The organism is Bradyrhizobium sp. ORS 278, assembly GCF_000026145.1.
Taxonomy (GTDB): Bacteria; Pseudomonadota; Alphaproteobacteria; order Rhizobiales; family Xanthobacteraceae; genus Bradyrhizobium.
Genome location: NC_009445.1, coordinates 6,573,854 through 6,593,448, shown reverse-complemented (window position 1 = coordinate 6,593,448; position 19,595 = coordinate 6,573,854). Strand labels below are relative to the sequence as shown.

Genomic DNA, 19,595 nt, shown 5'->3' with positions numbered 1-19,595 from the left:
TTCGATCCTCGATGGCCGCAGCATTGCCATGCTCAGGCCGCCAGCGATAGTCCAGCCATCATCAGGCCGATCGCGGCGACCCAGCCGCCGACGGCGCGGACCGCGATGCCGCGCCAGCTCGATACAGGTGCGGTATCGGGACGCCGGAACGTCAACGCCAGCGCCATCACCAGCGTGATCACGACATAGCCCGCGCTGGCGAGGCCGGCGGCATAGAGCAGCCGGTCGGTCTGCGGCAGAAGCTCGCCGGCATTGACCGCGCCACGCATGACGCCAAGCGCAAACGCAATCAGACAGAGCAGGGCGGCTGGAATGCGCAACGCGGCGACCAGCAGCAGGCCGAGAACGAGAATCGTCGCCGCATCGATCAGCGGGGACGACGGGCCGAGGCCCGCCGTCGTCGCGAGCGCAAGCCCGCTGCAGAGGCCGAGCGGAAACACGAGCACGAGCCATCGGCCGCTCGCCGCGCTGATCGAGCCCGCCAGCAGTCCGAGCGCCGCCCAGATCAGCACGTCCTGCAAGGTGAGAAGCGGATGCAGCGCGCCGGCATAGAAGTCGCCCAACCGGGCGGAGACGATATGCGCGTCGGCGATCTGGCTCTGCATCAGCAGCGCCAGCGAAGCCAGCAGAGCGGTTCTCAAACGCGCAGTCATGCCGCCACTCCAAGGCTCGCGACCAGGAAATAGCCGCCAAGCGCGGCGATCGCGGCGCCGATGCCCTGGATGATCCGCTCGCCACCCGGCCAGCGCGCGAGCGCGCCGATCGTGATGCCGCAGGCATGGAGCAAACCGGTCGCGACCACGAAGCCGCAGCCATAGGCCAGCGGATTGGCCGAGCCCGGAAGCTCGGCGCCATGCGCATGACCATGGAAGATGGCGAAGATCGCTATGATCGCCGCCGCCACCGCGAAGGGCACGCGAACGCGCAGGGCGACGGCGAGGCCCAGGATCAGCCCGGACAGCGCAATCACCAGCTCGGGAACTGGAAGGCCGATGTGGAGGATGCCCAGCACCGCGCCGAACGCCATCACCAGCGGAAACACGATCGGCAGCACCCAGATCGCGACGCCGCCGAGCTGCGCGCCCCAGATGCCCACAGCCACCATGGCCACGAGGTGATCCAGCCCGGTCAACGGATGCAGCAATCCGCTGGCAAGGCCGCCGCCGACCCCGCTCTGCTCATGGGCCAGTGATGGGCTCGCGCTCAGCGCCGTGACCAGCGCGAGGGTAGCGACGCTTTGCACAATTTTACGGCCGTTCATGCCAGCTCTCTGTGTTGTCATGCGGCGGCCAGTACGCGCACGAGGCGGCCCAGGAACCAGAACATCGACACCGAGCCGATCGCATAGGCCGGCAGCTCCGCGCCCCAGCTCGGAATGACGGCGCCGAGCCGACGGTGCGCCCAGATCAGCGCGAGCACCAGCGTCACGAACAGGATCTGTCCGATCTCGACGCCGACATTGAAGAACAGCAGCGCCGCCGGCAGGATGCGCCGCTCGAGACCAAGGCCGGCCAGCGCGCTCGCAAAGCCGATGCCGTGCACCAGCCCGAATCCAGCGGCAACAGCCCACGGATAGCGGGCGGTGAGCCCAATCTCGCCACGCTGCTGCTTCACGATCTCGACGCCGACGAACACGATGCTCAGCGCGATGCAGGCGTTCAACGGACCTTCCGGCACGCCGATCCATCCGAACGCGGTTGCCGCCAGCGAGACGCTGTGTCCGATCGTGAACGCCGTGATTGTCTGGAATAGCCGCCAGCCGCCCTGTACGATCCAGATCAGGCCGAGCACGAACAACAAGTGATCGGCACCGAGCAGGATGTGGTCGATACCGAGATTCACATAGGTCTTGGCGAGTTCGAGCCAGGTCTCCAAGGTCGGCGCGCCGGTTCCGAGCACGGTGACGACCGGGTTGGCCGCCGAGATCGTGTAGCTCTTGGTATCGCCGTCCAGCGAGGTGACTCGGATGATGGCCGCCGACAAGTCCTCGCCGAGATTGGTGATGGTCATCTGCCCGACCAGGCCCTTGCCGCCGCAATTGAGCTCGGGCAGCCGCAGGAAGCAATGCGCGGGCATCTTGAGCTCGATGCGGTTCTCGCCGTCCTTCGGCAAGGTCGTCCAGCGTCCGATATAGATGCCGGGACGCATCTCGCGGAATTCCAGCACGGCGAGGGTCGCCTGATGCGCGGCGGCAGGCCGCGACAGCAGAGGTGCGGCGAGCGCGAGCAATACGAGGATAAGCGCGCGCCAGCCGCTCACGGCTCGTACCTGATCGTGTAGTTGGCCTTGAGCCGGTTCACCGCCTCCCAGGCCTGTTTGCGCGTTTCCTCCGTGGTCCAGATCTTGGCGGCCTCGGCGCGGATGTCCTCGAACTTGGCCAGCGCGCCGGGCTTGCGGGCGTCGAGACGCACCACATGCCAGCCGTCCTTAGACTGCAGCAGCGTCCATTCCTGCAGCGGCAGCTTGAGGAGGTTGTCACGGAAGCTCTGACCGAAGCCGTCGGCAAGGCTCGGGACGGGGCGATCGAGAATGGCGCGGGTCTGGTCGCGCAGCTCCTCCGTTTCGCGCTGTTCGCGGATGTCGTCGAGAGCACGTCGCGCCGTGGCCTCGTCGCTCGGCGGCGTCATGAAGAAGCTGACGCGCTCGGGCTCGTCGAACCGCGCGTGATTCTCCGCGAACCAGGCCTGGAGCTGCTCGTCGGTCGGCTGCGGGACGCGGACCTGATCGAAGATCAGATATTGCAGCTTGAAGGCGACGCGGTCGCGGATCATCTCGTCGCCGCGATCGACGCCGAGCAGCTTGCCCTCTCTATAAAGGATCTCGCTGGCTACCCAGGCCTCGGTCATCTTCTGCAGCTCGGCCTCGCTCGGCACCCGCTGCTTGTCTTCGTCGAAGGTGTCGATGAAGGACTGGCGCAGCGCCTTGGTCACGGTGATGACCTTCTCGTCCTTGGCCGGCGGATGCATGATCGCGTCAGCTGCAAAAATGAGGCCGCCGAGAACGAGGAAGTGCAGCAGCGGCTCCCTGAGCAGTCCGCGCACGACGCCGGATTTCGGCCGTGACGAATCGCTGAGATCGTGAAGCTCGCGATGGCCATCTTGCGGATTGGCGCCTGCGGAGGCGCTCTCGAAAGTCGCCGCGTTCGACATGACAGGAGCTGACATCAAATCTTTACAATTCGGACCGCGCTCATTGGCGCGGCGGGGTTATGCAACGCCGCACTCGCCGTTGTCACCGGACAATCCGCGCTGTCACAAAAATTTCGCAAGTGCTACGGCGCGCGAACATCGTGGAGCAGCATCGGTAAAAATAAATCCTTCAACAAACTGTCTCCGAGTTTTGGTTTGGTCGCCACGCGAAAAGACAGCGCATTACTCGCGTTGTCATCAACATTTTGACTCGATCGAATTCTTCAGGGGCAACGACATGGTTCCATCTGCCAAGAAAATCCTGCTGACAGCGGCCTCGGTATCGCTGGCTCTGTCGCAGAGCGCCGACGCGGGCGAACGTTGGGGGGAGACGAGCAAGAACAATCCGTATGTCGCTGGCGACATGCACAACCACAACACCTGCACCGACGGCTCGGTGGCGGCGGGCTATTCGATCGATCGCGCAGTCGGCAAGGGCACGGCGGCGGCCGGCGGCAATAATTTTGACCTCGACTGGTTCACGCTCGGCAACCACGGCGGCTCCGGCAACCGCGACTGCCGCTTCAGCGATACGAGCGCCAACATCCCGGGTGACACCACCACCTATTGGAGCCAGACGCTCGGCAAGACCATCGACGGCATCACCATCACCAGCCTGAAGGGCACGCCGAACGGCACCGACACGGGCGCCACGATGTGGCGTTGGCAGTCGATCCAGGAGATCGAGTATCCGACCATCGTCGCGCGTACCGCCACCTATAACAAGGTGCTGGTCGAAGGTCTGGAATGGATCGTTCCGGGTCACGAGCACACCGACGTTGCAGTCATCGCCGGTCAGAATCCCCGCGGCTACGGCAATGCCGACAAGATGGCCGAGTTCGAATACCGCTACGACCGCGCCGACACCGACGCGATTGGTCCGGTCGATGCCAGCAACAACCCGATCTGGACCGGCAAGGACAATGTGAACAACTCCGGCACCGCCGGTCACGGGAAGGCGCTCGCCGGCATCACCTGGCTGCAGGCGAAGTATCCGCTGCAGTCCTACGCGATCCCGACCCACACCGAGCGTCAGGGACCGTTCAACGCGACCGGCACCGCCGGCTACAACATCGAGCACTTCCGCGACTTCAACAATGCCGGCCCGACGGTGGCGTTCGGCATCGAGGCTCCGGGCCACATGGCCGAAGGCGGCCTCACCGGCGGCTCCGGATCGTACAAGTCGGGCGCGGTCGGCGGCGGCACCTACGGCATGCATGGCGTCTACACCGCCAAGGTCGGCGGCCTGTGGGACGGCCTGCTCGGCGAGGGACGCAACATCTTCGTGTTCCAGAGCTCCGACTGGCACAGCCGCGGCGTCTATGGTGCACGCGATGCCAGCACCACGGCGGACTTCATCCCTGGCGAATACACCCGCCTCTACGTTCCGAACGAGCGGCGCTTCGACCAGCAGTCGATCATCGACGGCATGCGTTCGGGCAATTCCTACTCGGTGAACGCCCAGATCATCGGCTCGGACATGGTGTTCCGCGCCAAGGGCGAGTGGGATGACGACTGGAAGACGATGGGCGAGACGCTGGTGGTTCGTCCGGGCGAGAAGATCGTGCTCGAGATGGAGATGACCGTCCCGGCCACGAACAACAGCCCGTACACCTTCAACAACCCGCTGCTGCTGCCGGTCGGCGTCAAGCAGCCGCTCAACAAGCCCTCTCTCGACCACGTCGATCTGATCACCGGTGACATCACCGGCCCGATCGCGCCGGGAGCTCCGGGCTATGCGGTCGCCAATGCCGCCGGCACCGCCGGTGCGGCCATCGTCTACAATCCGTCGGCGAAGATCGCGAAGCAGATCCAGGCGACCAAGATGCAGAGCTACAGACTGCGCGATGGTTCGACCCGCCTCAGCTTCCGGACCACCTTCACCGCGGGCAGCACCCCGTTCTACATCCGCGCCCGCGGCACCAACATCCCGCCGGCCACGCCGAACGTGTCCGACAGCGCCGGCAATCCGCTGCTCGACCTCAACAACGTCAATGTCAGCTGCACCGACGCGGCGTGCCCGTCGCACCTCGGTGTTGTCAACGGCGTGAAGAAGGTCACCAACGACGTGCAGGCCTGGTCGAACGTCTGGTTCTATGCGAACCCGGTCTTCGTCCGCACCCGCGGCACGCCGGAACTGCTTGTCGAGAAGAATGCGGAGCTGGCGCGCAAGCTGGCTTGGGATCATCATCACTGGCACGACTGGGATCATTGGGGTCACTGGGGCCACTGGGGTCGCTGGGCCTTCAACCGCGACTGATTGATCCGCAACGATCCGGCGGGCGTCGCCCCGCCGGATCTGCTAATCGTGATTGGCGCCGGTTCGCGAACCGGCGCCTTGACTTTGGAATAGCCGTGTTCGGATGCTCCCATGTGCCGCATGCTCTGCTTTGTCATCGCCGCGCTCGCTCTCTCGGCAGCTGGCGCGTTGGCGCATGACGATGAGCCGACCAAGGAGAGCTGTGAAGCCGCAGTGGCAGAAGCGCGGGCTCTGGCCGCAAGCCTCCCGGCCGATGACGTGTCGCGCTATTTCGCCGAGCGGGACATTCAGCAGGCCCTGGTCGAGGCCGGCAATGGCGAGTTCGACGACTGCGTCGAGAAGGCCGAGCAGGCGATGCTCGAGGTACGCGAGCGGCCGCACAGCCTGAAGCCGGGCGAGCGGCTGAACATTCTGCGCGCCGACGAGATCCCGTCGCGCTGACGTCTGCCGTCATCGCTCTGTCATGCAATTCGGCACATTGTCCGCGCGGTTGCGAGGCGTGCAAGGCAGTCAAGGCATGGACCAGATCGAAGCTCTCTTCCCGATACCGCTGATGCGCTCGCCCGCGCTGTTGAGTGCGGAGTTGAAGGACGCGGCCGTCGCGGCGATCCGCAGCGCCAAGACCGAGACCAACCTGCGCTCGGGACAGCTGTTTCATACCGAGGTCGCCGATCCCCGCGCCAACAACCTGTTCCAGACCATCGCCGAACTCGCCGTGCCCAAGCTGGTCGATTTCGGCGAGCTCCTGTTCGGCGAGAAGCTGAACTGGACGGTCAAGGAAATGTGGACGAATATGCTGGAGACGGGCGGCAACCAGACTTTGCATGCCCACGCCAACAGCTTCATCTCCGGCATCTTCTATCTGACGCCCTCGCATCCCGGCAGCCGCACGGTGTTCGTGCGTCCGCCCGGCGGCAGCGACTTCTCGTTCCGCCATCATACGCGCAGCGCCGCGGTCGGCCCGTTCAACGCCGGCAAATATGTTCTGCCGCAGGCGGAGCCCGGCGACCTGGTACTGTTCCCGAGCTACCTCTATCACGAGGTGCCGCGCAATCAGGGCGATCAGCGCATCACCATCGCGTTCAACGCGATCCCGGATCACCTGGATTGCTGGGGCTACCGCGTCAGCTTCGGCACCTGATCCCATCTATCTCCCGAACTCTCGTGACAGCAGATCGCGTGCGTCGCGGCGCGACGGCGCCGCGGCATCGATCGCTTCAAGCAGGCGCTCGGCGCCGGCCCTGTCGGATGCGAGCAGCGACCTGGCCATGCTGATGAGCGGCGTATAGGCCGGCTCGAACTCGGCGCTGAGGCGGACCGCGTCGAGCAGGCCGGGTGCGGCGGCTGCGATCAACGCCGCGCCGCGCGGCTCGCCGGACAGCGATGCGCCGGCCCGAATGAAACGGTCGCGCGCCTGCCAATAGGCTGCGAGGCGCTGCTGCCAGGCGGCGCGCTGCGTCGAATCGAGCAATTCGGTTGCGTCGGTCCCGGCTTGACCGATCACGGTCAGCAGCAGCTCCCACGGCGGCGCGGTCAGCGCGGTGACGTTGCGCCGGGCATCGAAGGTCACGAACGGAAAATCGTCGGTGTTGAGGGCCCCGGGACCTGCAAAGCGCGCAAGCGATGCCGGACCGGCGACATATTGGCCGAGCAGGTCGATCGGCTGGTCGAGGCCGAGCGGACCGAGCAGCGGACGCAGCCGCGGATCCGAGAGACGGACAGCGAGACGGTCGGGATCGAGCGCTTTCGGAGCGCGCGACCCGATCAGCGCGAGCATCGGCGTGCGCACGCTGTAATGGTTCAGCCACGCGGCGCCGTCCGGGAAGACGTCAAGGAAGCTTCTGATGATGACTCGTAGCGACGGCGCATCGAGCTGATAGAGCGGCAGCCATTGGCAGAACACGCCGTCGTCGCTGAGGCGCCGCCGCACGGCATCGAAATGCTCGCGCGTATACAGCGCGCCGCTGCCGTCCAGCGCGGGATGGAACAGGTCGGCGACGATGACGTCGTAATGTGCGTCATCCGCGACGACGAAGCGCCGCGCGTCGGCCACGGCGACAGGGGGCATCGGCTGCTTCGCCGCGGGATTGGGGAACCACGGCAGCAGCGCCACCACCTCGGCCGACAGCTCGACGGCCTTGATGTCGACCTCCGGCATCTGCGCGCCGCCGAGCACGGTGGCGCCGGTGCCGACGCCGAGAAACAGCGCGTTGCGCGGTGACGGATGCAGCAGCAGCGGCAGCGCGGCCTGGCGGAAATCGGAGCGCGCGGAGCTGGTGCCGCCCATCCTGAAATGGCCGTTGACCTCGAGATAGCGGGCGCCCGAGGCATCGTCGACGACGCTGGCCGTCGCCATCGGTCCTTCGCGCAATGCGAGGAGCTTGCCGCCCGGCGGTACCTTGACCAGCGTCGGCGCCGGCCGCCAGACGAGCGCGAGCCCGAGCAGCGCCGGCACCACGGCCAAGCGCAGCGCGGCCCGGTTGGGCTGCAGCAGGAGCAGATAGGCAAGTGCGACCAGCACCAGCGCCAGCCAGCTGCCGCATGTCGGAATGAGCAGTTGCGCCGCGACGAGCGGCGCAATCGCCGCGCCCACGCTGTTGATGCCGACCGCCCGGCCGACCGACCCGTTGATGTCGCGCACCTGCTGCATCAGCTCGCCGAACAGCGCGCCCATTGCCATGGACGGCAGCAGAAACAGCAGCAATGCGATGCCGAGTTCGCCGGTGACACCATAATCGGTGATCTGGTCGGCAACACCAGCCATCACCGGCGCGAGCAGCGCCGTGCCGAGACAGGCGAGAGCGACCGCGGCGAGCAATCCCGGCGTGCCCACGTCCAATCTGAGGCGGACGCGCTGCCAGATGAGGCCGCCGAGGGCGGTGCCGAGCAGATAGGCCGCCAGCAGGCAGGCGAAGCTATAGACAGTGTCCTGCATCATCTGCGCGGCCAAGCGCACCACCAGCACTTCGAACGCGATGCCGAGGATGCCGGTGACGAACAGCGTCACGGTGACGCGCAAGCCGGGCATCCTGCGACGCTGATCGGGCTCGGGGTCCGCTGCGTTCGCGGAGCGGCCGAGCCGCAGCGCTATCAACGCACAGGCTGCGTTGACAGCCGCGAGCACGAGCAGCGTCGTCGCGAGCCCAAGCGTCGGGATCAGCACGAAGGTCGACAGCAGCGTGCCGGCTACGGCGCCGGCGGTGTTCGCGCCATAAACGCCCGCGCTGACCGTGCCGTCGCCACGCGCGGCCGACATCATCCGCTCGAGCGCCGTGAGCGTACCGCCCATCGCCACCGTCGCCGGCAGCAGCACCAGCGTCGGCAGCAGGAAGCTTGCAGTCCACAGCAGCACCGGTGAGGGGGAAGTGCCCAGCAGCGGCGCGAGCGCGCGAGCGCTCGCCGGCAGCAGCCAGATCGCGCACACACCCCAGACGCCAATGACCGCCTCCAGAATGGCGTAGACCCGATGCGCCTGCGGCGCCTGGCGAATGTGGCGATCGAGGACGAAAGCCCCGAGCGCGAGGCCGGCGAAGAAGCCGGCGATCGCGCCGAGCACCGCCATCATCTCCGTGCCCAGCGCGAGCGCTAGCTGCCGGGTCCAGACGATCTCGTAGCCCAGGCCGGCGAGGCCGGAGGCGGCGGTGAGCAGCTGCAAGGCCTTGAGCGGCGGTTGGCCGATGGTGCTCGCCTGCGAGGTCCGCAGGTCTGGCGTCCTCTTGATCAGCTCGGCAGCGCGCGGATTTGCATCAAGGGCTTCGGTCAAGAGACGATCTCTGTGGTCTGCGTGATCTGTCGTCGAGCGCGGCTCGCCGGGCCGGCTTCAGGACCGCGCGCGACGTCAAGTTTCGTGGCACCACGATCGCTCCGAGACGGCTTCCTTCTGTTGAAGTTTCGTGACGGTGGTTTGACAGCCGTCGCGGCCGACTTTGCGCCAGCGCGCGGCGAAGACCCGGGCGGCGCGGCGCCGTCCGGGTCCTGGTTGCGGCGCTGGTCAGGGCGTCAAGGTCCATGCTTGCGTGCCTGCGGCCGAGGCAGTGGCCGTCAACAGCTGGTTGCCGACGGAGGTGCCGTTCTGGCTGATGATCTCGACCGGATAGCTGCGCACCGCGATCGTGCCGGCGGCGGCATCGTAGCGGAAACGCTGGTTGTTGTTGCCGGTACAGGTCCAGATGATCAGCTGCGCGCCATCGCCATACGTCCCGTTGTTGTCGAGGCAATAATGCGGATCCTGCATGCTGCGGATCATGCCGCTGGTCTCGTCATAGCTCCAGGTCTGGTTGGCGCCGCCGTTGCAGTACCACTGGATCACGGCGGTGCCGTTCGCCGCCGTCCCACCGTTGATGTCCATGCACAGCGCCGAGGTGCGGTTGACGATGCGAACCGGCTGTCGCGCCGGCACAGCACCGGTCGACACTGGCGCATAGACGACGCCGAGCTTGTCGACCCCGTCGCCGGAGCGGCCGTGAAAGCCAGTGATCTGCCAGCCGCCCGGCGCAGTGTAGCTGGTGCAGCTCGATGTCGTGGCGCCGCCCGCAAGCATGCGACCCGTGCTGGTGGCGAACGAGACCCAGAAGATGCGGGTGTGGCCCTGATACTGCGCGCTGCACAGATTGACCGAGGTGAGATATTCGCCGCTGGCGAGCGTCAGGCTCTGCGCCGTGCCGCCGGTGCCGCCATGGCTGAACACGTAGCCGTTGGACAGCGTCAGCTCGACCTGATCGACGCGGCTGCCGGTGCGGATGGTCAGCTTGCTCGGCACCGGATTGGCCGGCAGCGCCGAGACATCGTTGTAGCTCGTCCCGTGCGGACCGCCGAACTGATCACTGAGGCGGCGGTTCGCCGCCGTCGAGAAGCTCCAATTCACTTCGATCGGATGATGGTCGGAGAGCTGCGCGCCGCTGGCATCCAGCGCGTCCTGCCGGTCGACATAGGACGAGGCCTGCAGATTGAGGAAGCCATTGTTGCGCCACAGCACCTTGTCGACGATCTCGCAATCGGGCCGCGCCGTCTGCGTGCTGCCGCAGACCAGCGCGTCGCCAACCGGCGGGACGCTGCCGCCCCGCACCGCCTCGATCCAGGCGTCGCTGAAGCCGTGATGCAGGAACTCCCACATGTTCTGGCCCGCGCGCGTGTAGCGCGTGTTGGTGTCGCCCATCACCATCACGGTATTGCCGGCGGAATTCGCCTCGATGTAGGTCAGCAACTGCTGGACGTCGTTCTCGCTATAGGCGAGATCGGTCGACGAGGTGCCGGACTGGGCATGGAGATTGTAGAAGTCGAGATAGACGCCCTCGGCGAGGCGGGTGCGCACCAGCGAAAAGCCCTTCGGCGTGAGCGCGTCGGAGTCTGCGCGCTTGTCCCAGGTCACGCGGTCGAGATCGTCGAACCCATAGCGGCTCAGCGTGTTGAGGCCATCGCCGATGCCGGCGGTGCCCGAGGTCGGCGTGCGATAGGGATGGTCGTCGCAGGTGTCGTATAGCGCAGCGTGCCAGAGAAAATCCTCCTGCACGTTGACGATGCCGAACTGGCGCAGATAGCAGCTGATCAGCTTCGAATGCGCATCGCTGCCGCCGTTATAAGCGGTCGGCGTCTCCGCGACGTTGTAGGTCAGCGTGTTGAACGTGCCGCTTGCCGCCTGTAACGGACTGCCGAGCAGCGCGGAGCAGCCGAAGGCCAATGCGCTCGCTAGAAAACGAATCTTCATGGATCGATCCTCCTCGATCGTGTTCGAAGAGGCGGGGCGATAGCACCGGCTGATTGTCGTCGTGATGACGGATTGATTGATCTTCTGTGCGGGGCGTGTCGTCGCATGACGTGCGATCTGGGGTTGTGGTCGACCTCGCGCCGACACGACATGGCTCCTCAGCCTCGCGGCGCGTTTGCGCGTCCGAGCTTTGCTCTCAGGCACGCCCTTCGAGAAGAAGGGCGCAGGGAAGGCCGGGTGCAGGCCGCACCCATGGCCCGCCTGCAACAAAAAAAGCAGGCGGCAGTCACCACAGGATTGGCCGAACAACCGGCCTTCCCTGCGCGATGGGTTTTACGGCTGCTCCGTGCTCTCCCAGGGGACCGGGCTTGCTTGCCCCCGTCATCGGGATGTCGCCAACCAAGACACCAGCGTCGGGGTGTCGGGACCACACGGCTTGACCGCCCGCGAAGGGCTCGTTCGTCCGCACGCGAAACGCGCACGCCGACCCCACGCGGCCACCGCATCTCCCGCTCCACGGTCCGTGACGATCGCGAAACGCCCCTTCTGTGAGCGGAAGACGCCGGGGAGCATCGATCTGATTTGCCCGACGACACAAGGCCGGATTTGCCCGACGGAATGCGGCAAAGTAACACGACGGGCGTTTTGCGCGGGCAAGAGCGCGCAGCAGTCAGGAGACTGCTGCAGTCGTTGTCATTCTCGCGCTTGACGAAGGCTTTCCGGCAAGCTCGCCGCGCCGCGCCATGGCGCGGATGCGGTCCGCAGTGCGGCAGGCGATGGCCTGGATGGTCAGCGAGGGATTGACGCCGCCGACGGTCGGAAACACCGAGCCGTCGCAGATCCAGAGATTGGGAATGTCCCAGCTGCGGCAATCGGCGTCGACGACGCTCGAGCGCGGGTCGTCGCCCATCCGTGCCGTGCCGTTGAGATGGCAGGTGTCGTCGTCCTGGGTCCAGATGTCCTTGGCGCCCGCCGCCTGCAGCGCGCGCGTCATGAAGGCCAGCGAGTGCTCGATCAGCCGCCGGTCGTTGTCGCACCAGGAGTAGGTGACGCGCGGGATGCGCAGGCCGTACTGATCGACCTCGTCGGCCAGGGTGACGCGATTGCGCTCCTGCGGCAGCATCTCGCCGACGATCTTGAGGCCCGCGACGTGATTGTAGTTGGTCATCTCCTCGACCAGGCGCGCGCCCCACAGCCCGCGCGCCTGCGCGAGCGTGTTGGCCCACAGCTGCGGCAGCGGGCCCTGGCTCATATAGGCGTAGCCGCCGAAGAAATCCTTGCCCTTGTCTTCGTAGTTCCAGTGCTCGGTGATGGCGAGCGAGGGCGGCCCCTTGTAGGAGCGGATCTCGTCATCCATCGTGCCCCACACCGCCTGGTTGGATTGCGTCATGAGATATCGTCCGACCAGGCCCGAGCTGTTGGCGAGGCCGTCGCGATGGTGATCGGTGGCCGAGTTGAGCAGCAGCCGCGGCGTCTCGATCGCGTAGCCGGCGACGACGACGTTGCGGGCGCGCTGGAAGTGCCAGCGACCCTGGCGGTGATAGTGGACGCCGGTCACGAGGTCATGGCCGTCGACCTCGATGCGTCCGACCATCGCAAGATCGCGGATCTCGGCGCCGGCGGCGAGCGCGCGCGGAAGCCAGGTCACGAGCGCGCTCTGCTTGGCGTTGGTCGAGCAGCCGGCGACGCAGAAGCCGCGATAGACGCAGGGGTGCGCGAGGCCGCGCGGAGCGGACAACGTTGCGAGCGGGGTCTCGGTCCAGGAGACACCGAGCGCCTCGCAACCTCTGGCGAGCACGCGGGCGGCGGCGTTGAGCGGATGGGCGCGATAGGGATAGCGCGGCCGCTTCGGTCCCCAGGGATAGGTGATGGGACCTGAGATCTTCAGCGCCTGCTCGACCTCGGTGTAGTAGCGCCACATCTCGCGCCAATCGATCGGCCAGTCGGCGCCGTAGCCGAGCAGGGTGCGCGACTTGAACCATTCGGGCCGGAAGCGCAGCGACACCATCGCGAAGTGCACGGTCGAGCCGCCCACCGCCTTGCCGCTGTTGTTGCTGCCGAGCTGCAGCGGATTGGCGCCGTCGCTGATGCGATCGTCGGTCCAGTACAACTTGGTCTGCTCGGACTCGTCGGAGGCGAAATCCTCGAGCGGCCGGAAGTAGGGGCCGGCGTCGAGCGCGACGACGGAGAAGCCGTATTCGGCGAGCTTGCAGGCGAGCGTGCCGCCGCCGGCGCCGGTGCCGACGATGACGAAATCGACGTCGTCCTCGTCGCGGTGGCAGCGCATCGGCACCCAACCGCCGGGGCGGAACACGTCGGGCGCGCGGCCTTCGATGGCGCGGGGCGTTGTTTGCGGATCATCGGACATGTCGGTTGATCCTTGCGGCGTCTTGCTCGCGGCCAAGCTCCGCCTCGGCGGGCTCCCACGGATCACGGTCGTTGACATCGAGGCGCACATAGCCGCGTGGGCTGGCGGGGCCGCCCCAGCCGATCTCGCTCCACGCGGTCGGGTGGGCGTAATAGGCCAGCACGATATCGTGCAGCAGCCGACGCTTGAAGAAACCGTCGCAGCGCATGTCGCCCCAGTCGGCGGCCTTCAACGCGCCGGCTTCGGCGTGGCGAAGCAATTCGTCCTGCGTCGCTTCGGACAGCTCGACGAAGGGCCGCTGGAACGCTGCGAGCGCCTCCGCCTCGAGCGCGTGAAGGCCGCGCCGCCATGCCTCGCGGTGGCGGGGCATGCCATCGGTCCGATAGCCGTCGGCGATGTCGCCGTGCAGCTTGCGATCGACCAGCGCGGCCACAGGGATCGGCGGCCGTGTCGATGGCTGCGGAACGATTCGCGCCGCGATCGCTTCGAGCAGCAGGAATTCGCTGGTCGAGAAGAACAGCGGCGTTGCCGTGACCGACAGGCGTTCGGCGATCACCTCGCGCGTCTTGTCGTTCCACGACGCTCCGTTGCGCTTGGCGAGCACGTCGTAGTGCGGATAGCGGTTCGGAAGGGCGGGGTGCGAACGGTCATGCATCGGGATGCTCCCGCATCAGTCCCAGCGCGGCGAGGCCGGCGAGCGCCAGCCCGGTGAAGCTCGGCGGCGCCGGCAATGGCGGGCCCGCCAGGATGTTCTGGCTCCAATTGCGCCATCCGCCCATATTGCGCGACACGCCATAGGCGTGGAAGCCGACGCCGATGAACCCCATGGCGGCCAGCAGCCACATCCAGGCGCGCGTCAGCGGATGTCTTCGATCCTGCTCATCGTGCGGGTCGCGCGCCGCGGCGTTGAACAGCAGCGCGGCGCCGATCGGCGGCAGGGTCACGGGCGCGGCCATGAACGGGTTGTGAAACGCGCCGCGGAAATGCAGCAGACCGGCTTCGCCCGACGTGCCGAGCAGTCCGGCCGCGGTGACGGCTGCGATGGTGCGCGCGGCCGGCAGGCCGAACACATGCGGCCGCTGCGCGCGGCTGGTGTCGCGCACGCGCTCGGAGCAGAAGCCGAGCAGACCGGACAGCAGGATGGCCATCGGAGCGCCGAGCGGCGCGCCGTAGAACAGGTTCTGCCAGCTGAAGCCGCCGACCTTCCTGGTCACGTTGTAGACATGGAAGCCGGTGCCGGCGAGACCGGTGGCGGCGGCGAGCACATAGCTGCCGTCGCGCAGCCGGTGCGCCCAGGGCCGCCTGTCGGCGGTGCCGTGCGCGCTTATCGCCAGCGTCAAAGCTGCCACGGCGAGCGGCGTGACCATCGCCTTGTTCTTGAACGAGCCGCGATAATGCTCGACGCCGCTGTCGGCCAGCACCGAGGCGGCCAGCATGCCCGCGGCGCGGTTCAGCCGGCGCGCGGCGCGGACGGAGGCGCGTGGATGCGGGCCTGTGCGTGGCGGCAGACTCGCTGTCGGCCGTGCGAGTGTGGTCCGACGCCGCGGTTGCAGCATCGCCGTCGCGGCGATGGCGAGGCCGGCTCCCACCAGCCAATTGGTGTCGTTGCTCATGTCGCACTCACGGCGTAGCGCGCCGCATCGGCGTGCTTGAATGTCAGGCCATGGCCGGGACGGCTGAGGTCGGGACGGATCCTGCCGTCCTTCGGCTGCGGCGCGCCGTCGAACAGCATGTGCTCGATGCGGACATGGTCGTGAAACCATTCGAGGTGGCGCAGCCGCGGCGCGGCGCAGGCGGCGTGCAGATGCAAGGACGGCGCGCAATGGCCGGAGAGATCGGTGTGGAAGGCATCGCACAGCGCGGCGATCTGCCGGAAGCCGGTGACGCCGCCGCAGCGGGTGATGTCGGCCTGCTGGACATCGACCGCGCCCGCCTGCAGCATCATCCGCACCTGGTCCGTCGTGTAGCTGTATTCGCCGGCGGCCACGTCCATGCCCGCGGGAGCGCGCTCGCGCACCAGGCGCAGTCCAGGCAGATCATCCGACGACACCGGCTCCTCGAGCCAGCTCACGCCGAGATCCGCTAACGGCTGCGCGAGTCCCAACGCCTGCTTGGGCGAATAGGCGCCGTTGGCATCGACGAACAGCGCGGCGCGCTCGCCGATCGCCAGCCGCGCCACCTCGACTCGATGCGGATCGCGCGCGGGCTCGGAGCCGACCTTCATCTTGACCCAGGCGCAGCGCTCTTCGAACACCCATCCGGCCAGCTGGCGGCGCAGCTCTTCGTCCGAATAGCTGGTGAAGCCGCCGCTGCCGTAGATCGGGATCTCCTGGCGAAAGCTGCCGAGCAGCGCGCAGAGCGGCAGATCCAGCAGCCGCGCCTTGAGATCGTGGAGCGCGGTATCGACAGCCGAGATCGCGGTGGCCACAAGACCTTGCCGGCCGAGGTTGCGGATCGCGCGCTGCATCACGGCCCAGGTGTGTTCAGGCGCCAGCGCGTCGCTGCCTTCGACCAGCGGCGCGAGCGTGTCGGAGATCAGCCGGCCGATGCAGGCATGGGCATAGGTGTAGCCGATGCCGATCTTGCCGCGGGCGAACACTTCGACCAGCACCAGCGTCGTCGACGTCCAGCTGATCGTTCCGTCGGCCTCCGGCCGGTCGGTCGGAATCTCGAAGGCGCCGACAGCGACGCTCTCGATCGGAACGGTCGCGCGCATCAGTCTTTCCCCGGCAGGATGCTGGTGACGAGCTCCTTGGCGCTGTTCTTCAGCACGCTGCCGAGCTCCGGCTCCGACGGAATCATGCTGATGAAGTTCTTGGCATCCTTCAGCGTGATATGTGGCGGCAGCGGCGGCACGTTCGGATCGGTGTAGGCTTCGAGGATGACGGGCCGGTCGGCCGCGAGCGCTTCGTCCCAGGCGGCGCCGACGTGCTCGGGATCGTCGACGAAGATGCCCTTGAGGCCGATCAGCTCGGCATAGCGATGGTAGGAGAAGTCCGGGATGCTCTGCGTCGAGAGCGTCTTGCCGGTGCCGAGCTGGATGCGCTCCTCCCAGGTGACCTGGTTGAGATCGCGGTTGTTGAGCACGAGCACGATGAGGCGCGGGTTGCTCCACTCGCGCCAATATTTGCCGATCGTGATCATCACGTTCAGCCCGTTCATCTGCATCGCGCCGTCACCCATGCAGGCGATCACGGTGCGCTCGGGATAGGCCATCTTGGCGGCGAGCGCGTAGGGCGTGCCGGCGCCGAGCGAGGCGAGGCCGCCGGACAGCGACGCCTTCATGCCGCGCCGGATCTTCAGGTCGCGCGCGTACCAGTTGGCGGCCGAGCCGGAATCGGCGGTGATGATCGCATTATCGGGCAGGCGAGGCGACAGCTCCCAGAACACGCGCTGCGGATTGAGTGGATCGGCCGAATCCATCGCGCGGCGCTCCAGCGTCGACCACCAGTCGCGAACGCCGTCCTCGATGCCGCTGCGCCAGCCGTCCTTCGGCTTCTGCTCCAAGAGCGGCAGCAGCGCGCGCAACGTCGCCGCGCTGTCGCCGACGAGATTGACCTCCATCGGATAGCGCAGGCTGAGCCGCGTGCCGTCGATGTCGATCTGCACGCCGCGCGCATCGCCCGGCTTCGGCAGGAACTCGCTATAGGGGAACGCCGAGCCGACCATCAGGAAGGTGTCGCAGGACTTCATCATGTCCCAGCTCGGCTTGGAGCCGAGCAGGCCGATCGAGCCGGTGACGAACGGCAGATCGTCGGGCACCGCGGCCTTGCCGAGCAGCGCTTTCGCGACACCGGCCTGCAGCCGCTCGGCCACGGCGATCACCTCGTCCGTCGCGTCGAGCGCGCCGGCGCCAATGAGCATCGCGACCTTGCGGCCGCTGTTCAGCACCTCCGCGGCCGCGCGCAGCTGCGCATCCTCCGGAACCTGCGCCGGCCCGGCATAGCCGAGGCCGGTGTGCGTCGTGCCGTGGGTGAGCGGCGGATCCTCATAGTCCATCTCCTGCAGATCCTTCGGCAGGATGATGCAGGTCACCGTTCGTCGCGTATGAGCGATGCGGACCGCGCGGTCGACGAGATGGCGGACCTGCTCCGGCACGCTTGCCTGTTCCACATATTCCGCGACATCCTTGAACAGCGTCTTGAGGTCGACCTCCTGCTGATAGTTCGCGCCGATCGAGGCCCGCGCCGCCTGGCCGACCAGAGCGACCACGGGGACGTGATCCATCTTCGCATCGTACAGCCCGTTCAGGAGATGGATCGCGCCGGGCCCGGAGGTGGCGTAGCAGAGCCCGACCTGGCCGGTGAACTTGGCATGTGCGGAAGCCATGAACGCGGCCATCTCCTCGTGCCGCACCTGGACGTAGCTCATCACGTCCTTTGCCTTGTCGAGCGCAACGTCCAGCCCGCCGACCCCGTCGCCGGGATATCCATAGACACGGTGGAGACCCCATTCGGACAGGCGATGCCAAACGAATTCGCTGACGTTCATGGACGTGATCCTCGATCGGAAGTTTGCGGAGAGCGGCGCTGCTGGTGTCCATCAAACGTGCCGTCGCGGCAAACGTTGCCGCTTTAACGAGAATTCATGTTGGTGGTTGAACTAACAATGCTCGCTGCGCGGGGGGATAGTTCCAAACAGCTCGTGCCGGTGCGCGCCGACGGCCGCGCCGCGGGATCACATCAAGGTCGGATGGCGCGGTTCGGAGCGTGCAGAGGCTGTTCAATCCGGCAGGTTGGTAAACCGCGGGCGCCAGACGCCGAGGATGACATTCACCGTGGCGACGCCGAGCATGACCCAGATGGCGCCCTGCTCGGTGCCGAAATTGGGGGCGAGCGTCGCCGGGTCGATCTGGCCGGCGACGGCCCGGGCCGCTTCTTCGGCGGCTTCCTGCATCGGACCCTGTACGGCGGCAAAGCCCCATTCGAACACGAGAATGCCGGAGGCGAGCTTGGCGAGCGCCCAGCCGGCGCTGTGCAGCGCGCGGTTGACGGCGATGGCGAGCAGACCCGCGATCAAGGTGAGACCGAGCGAGGGGAAGAACACGTAGCGCACGATGGCGCCCATGGCCGCGCGCATTTCGGCGTAATGCGCCAGGGACACCGAAGGCTGCGGGATGAGGCCGAGCAGGACCACAAGGCAGGCCATTGCGCCCATCATGCCGATTGCGCCCATCGTATGCAGGAACTTCATCAGCCGTCGCATGGCGTGCCCTCGGACGTCGCGGACAGGGAGGTCGGACGGGACATCTGGACATTTCGCCAGTCCCGCCCGTGATCGCGGTGCAAAATGGACCGCCGACCACACTGTACTATACGATCAATCCGTCGCCGCGGTTCATCCGATCTCGCCGTCTACCAGTACCGTGTCCCTGGTGCGCCCTTGAACGGTCCGACCACGCGCGAGGTGATCCAGCCGCCGTAGAAATCGCCCTCTTGCGCCGCAACACGCTCGTCGCCGACGAAGCAGGCATCGACGCGCGAAGCGTAGAAGGCGAGATGCCCGGCGATCGGCGCAAACGGCGGCGTTGGCTGCTGATAGCTCCAGGCGGCCTGCTCGGCGACGCGGCCCTCGACCTCGATCGTCCAGTAGCTGGCAAAACCCTTGAACTCGCAGAACGAGCGGCCCGCGGCGGGCCGCAGCCATTGCATCGCAATATGCCGCTGAGGGATGTAGTAGACCGGGGGATGGCTGGTCTCCAGGACGCGAAAGCCCGCGTCGGTGTCGGCGATCGTGACACCAGCGAACATCACGTGCAGGCGCGCCACGCAGCGCTCCAGCCGTGGCGGCCGCGGATAGTCCCAGACTGATTCCTGTCCCGGCCCTGGCGCGATGCGTTGCATGACGATGTCTCCTGCACGATGTCTCCCGGGCGACGGCTAGGTCGCCTTCAGCGGGATAACGTGGTCGGCATGCTCAGGGATCAGTGCGAGCAGTGAGAGTGTTCCCGGCACATCGGACCGCTCCCAATCCTCACCTTTGAGGAGCTTGGCGCAGTCAAGCGTCGCGAAGGACACGGCGCCAGTGGGCGAGGGCTATCGCATTTGAAGAGACGCGTCGCAAGGGCGACGCTCC

Annotated in this window: 16 protein-coding genes; 3 read left to right on the top strand and 13 right to left on the bottom strand. The window is 66.8% G+C overall.

Annotation, left to right across the window (positions count from 1 at the left end; translation table 11 throughout):
• Nucleotides 1-32: 32 nt before the first annotated feature.
• Genes BRADO_RS29440 through BRADO_RS29425 form a run of 4 tightly spaced genes read right to left on the bottom strand, consistent with a single transcriptional unit; the run spans nt 33 to nt 3,149 of the window.
• Entirely contained in the window at nt 33-653 is a 621-nt protein-coding gene (locus tag BRADO_RS29440) for a HupE/UreJ family protein (RefSeq protein ID WP_012029856.1), read from the bottom strand.
• Entirely contained in the window at nt 650-1,261 is a 612-nt protein-coding gene (locus BRADO_RS29435) for a HupE/UreJ family protein (protein WP_012029855.1), read from the bottom strand. The genes BRADO_RS29440 and BRADO_RS29435 overlap by 4 nt, the downstream gene beginning before the upstream one ends.
• 17 nt (nt 1,262-1,278) lie before the next feature.
• A complete protein-coding gene (locus tag BRADO_RS29430) occupies nt 1,279-2,259 on the bottom strand; it encodes a HupE/UreJ family protein (RefSeq protein ID WP_012029854.1) in 981 nt (326 codons plus the stop codon).
• On the bottom strand, nt 2,256-3,149 hold the full coding sequence (locus BRADO_RS29425; RefSeq protein ID WP_041757117.1) for a peptidyl-prolyl cis-trans isomerase: 894 nt from the start codon (nt 3,147-3,149) through the stop codon (nt 2,256-2,258). Before BRADO_RS29425 ends, BRADO_RS29430 begins: the two co-directional genes overlap by 4 nt.
• Before the next feature lie 277 nt (nt 3,150-3,426).
• Here BRADO_RS29425 and BRADO_RS29420 point away from each other — a divergent pair, with 277 nt between their 5' ends.
• From BRADO_RS29420 to BRADO_RS29410, 3 genes are all read left to right on the top strand, one after another.
• On the top strand, nt 3,427-5,448 hold the full coding sequence (locus BRADO_RS29420; protein WP_012029852.1) for a hypothetical protein: 2,022 nt from the start codon (nt 3,427-3,429) through the stop codon (nt 5,446-5,448).
• 111 nt (nt 5,449-5,559) lie between these two features.
• Nucleotides 5,560-5,889, top strand: a complete 330-nt coding sequence (locus tag BRADO_RS29415; RefSeq protein WP_012029851.1) for a hypothetical protein — start codon at nt 5,560-5,562, stop codon at nt 5,887-5,889.
• 76 nt (nt 5,890-5,965) lie between these two features.
• Nucleotides 5,966-6,589, top strand: coding sequence for a 2OG-Fe(II) oxygenase family protein (locus tag BRADO_RS29410; RefSeq protein ID WP_041757815.1), 624 nt, complete (start codon nt 5,966-5,968; stop codon nt 6,587-6,589).
• 6 nt (nt 6,590-6,595) lie between these two features.
• Here the strand turns inward: BRADO_RS29410 and BRADO_RS29405 are convergent, their stop codons facing one another.
• The 9 genes from BRADO_RS29405 to BRADO_RS29365 form a co-directional block, all read right to left on the bottom strand.
• Entirely contained in the window at nt 6,596-9,211 is a 2,616-nt protein-coding gene (locus tag BRADO_RS29405; RefSeq protein WP_012029849.1) for a spermidine synthase, read from the bottom strand.
• 228 nt (nt 9,212-9,439) lie between these two features.
• Nucleotides 9,440-11,152, bottom strand: a complete 1,713-nt coding sequence (locus BRADO_RS29400) for a jacalin-like lectin (protein WP_012029848.1) — start codon at nt 11,150-11,152, stop codon at nt 9,440-9,442.
• Nucleotides 11,153-11,822: 670 nt separating this feature from the next.
• Nucleotides 11,823-13,520 (bottom strand): GMC family oxidoreductase, encoded by a 1,698-nt coding sequence (locus BRADO_RS29395; RefSeq protein WP_012029847.1) that lies wholly within the window; start codon nt 13,518-13,520, stop codon nt 11,823-11,825.
• Nucleotides 13,510-14,175, bottom strand: a complete 666-nt coding sequence (locus BRADO_RS29390; protein ID WP_012029846.1) for a gluconate 2-dehydrogenase subunit 3 family protein — start codon at nt 14,173-14,175, stop codon at nt 13,510-13,512. The genes BRADO_RS29395 and BRADO_RS29390 overlap by 11 nt, the downstream gene beginning before the upstream one ends.
• Nucleotides 14,168-15,133, bottom strand: coding sequence for a hypothetical protein (locus BRADO_RS29385; RefSeq protein WP_012029845.1), 966 nt, complete (start codon nt 15,131-15,133; stop codon nt 14,168-14,170). The genes BRADO_RS29390 and BRADO_RS29385 overlap by 8 nt, the downstream gene beginning before the upstream one ends.
• Complete coding sequence (locus BRADO_RS29380; RefSeq protein WP_012029844.1) at nt 15,130-16,236, bottom strand: enolase C-terminal domain-like protein; 1,107 nt, start codon at nt 16,234-16,236, stop codon at nt 15,130-15,132. The genes BRADO_RS29385 and BRADO_RS29380 overlap by 4 nt, the downstream gene beginning before the upstream one ends.
• Complete coding sequence (locus BRADO_RS29375; RefSeq protein WP_012029843.1) at nt 16,236-18,011, bottom strand: thiamine pyrophosphate-requiring protein; 1,776 nt, start codon at nt 18,009-18,011, stop codon at nt 16,236-16,238. Before BRADO_RS29375 ends, BRADO_RS29380 begins: the two co-directional genes overlap by 1 nt.
• Nucleotides 18,012-18,242: 231 nt before the next feature.
• Entirely contained in the window at nt 18,243-18,725 is a 483-nt protein-coding gene (locus BRADO_RS29370; protein ID WP_012029842.1) for a hypothetical protein, read from the bottom strand.
• A 149-nt stretch (nt 18,726-18,874) separates the two neighbouring features.
• Nucleotides 18,875-19,363, bottom strand: a complete 489-nt coding sequence (locus tag BRADO_RS29365; protein WP_012029841.1) for a DUF427 domain-containing protein — start codon at nt 19,361-19,363, stop codon at nt 18,875-18,877.
• Nucleotides 19,364-19,595 lie beyond the last annotated feature (232 nt).

Bases quoted from the DNA above. Each gene is read 5' to 3' on its own strand.
- BRADO_RS29390 (WP_012029846.1), bottom strand. From the start codon at position 14,175: ATGCATGACCGTTCGCACCCCGCCCTTCCGAACCGCTATCCGCACTAC.
- BRADO_RS29375 (WP_012029843.1), bottom strand. From the start codon at position 18,011: ATGAACGTCAGCGAATTCGTTTGGCATCGCCTGTCCGAATGGGGTCTC.
- BRADO_RS29400 (WP_012029848.1), bottom strand. From the start codon at position 11,152: ATGAAGATTCGTTTTCTAGCGAGCGCATTGGCCTTCGGCTGCTCCGCG.
- BRADO_RS29380 (WP_012029844.1), bottom strand. From the start codon at position 16,236: ATGCGCGCGACCGTTCCGATCGAGAGCGTCGCTGTCGGCGCCTTCGAG.
- BRADO_RS29440 (WP_012029856.1), bottom strand. From the start codon at position 653: ATGACTGCGCGTTTGAGAACCGCTCTGCTGGCTTCGCTGGCGCTGCTG.
- BRADO_RS29365 (WP_012029841.1), bottom strand. From the start codon at position 19,363: ATGCAACGCATCGCGCCAGGGCCGGGACAGGAATCAGTCTGGGACTAT.
- BRADO_RS29385 (WP_012029845.1), bottom strand. From the start codon at position 15,133: ATGAGCAACGACACCAATTGGCTGGTGGGAGCCGGCCTCGCCATCGCC.
- BRADO_RS29370 (WP_012029842.1), bottom strand. From the start codon at position 18,725: ATGCGACGGCTGATGAAGTTCCTGCATACGATGGGCGCAATCGGCATG.
- BRADO_RS29425 (WP_041757117.1), bottom strand. From the start codon at position 3,149: ATGTCGAACGCGGCGACTTTCGAGAGCGCCTCCGCAGGCGCCAATCCG.
- BRADO_RS29395 (WP_012029847.1), bottom strand. From the start codon at position 13,520: ATGTCCGATGATCCGCAAACAACGCCCCGCGCCATCGAAGGCCGCGCG.
- BRADO_RS29420 (WP_012029852.1), top strand. From the start codon at position 3,427: ATGGTTCCATCTGCCAAGAAAATCCTGCTGACAGCGGCCTCGGTATCG.
- BRADO_RS29435 (WP_012029855.1), bottom strand. From the start codon at position 1,261: ATGAACGGCCGTAAAATTGTGCAAAGCGTCGCTACCCTCGCGCTGGTC.
- BRADO_RS29410 (WP_041757815.1), top strand. From the start codon at position 5,966: ATGGACCAGATCGAAGCTCTCTTCCCGATACCGCTGATGCGCTCGCCC.
- BRADO_RS29415 (WP_012029851.1), top strand. From the start codon at position 5,560: ATGTGCCGCATGCTCTGCTTTGTCATCGCCGCGCTCGCTCTCTCGGCA.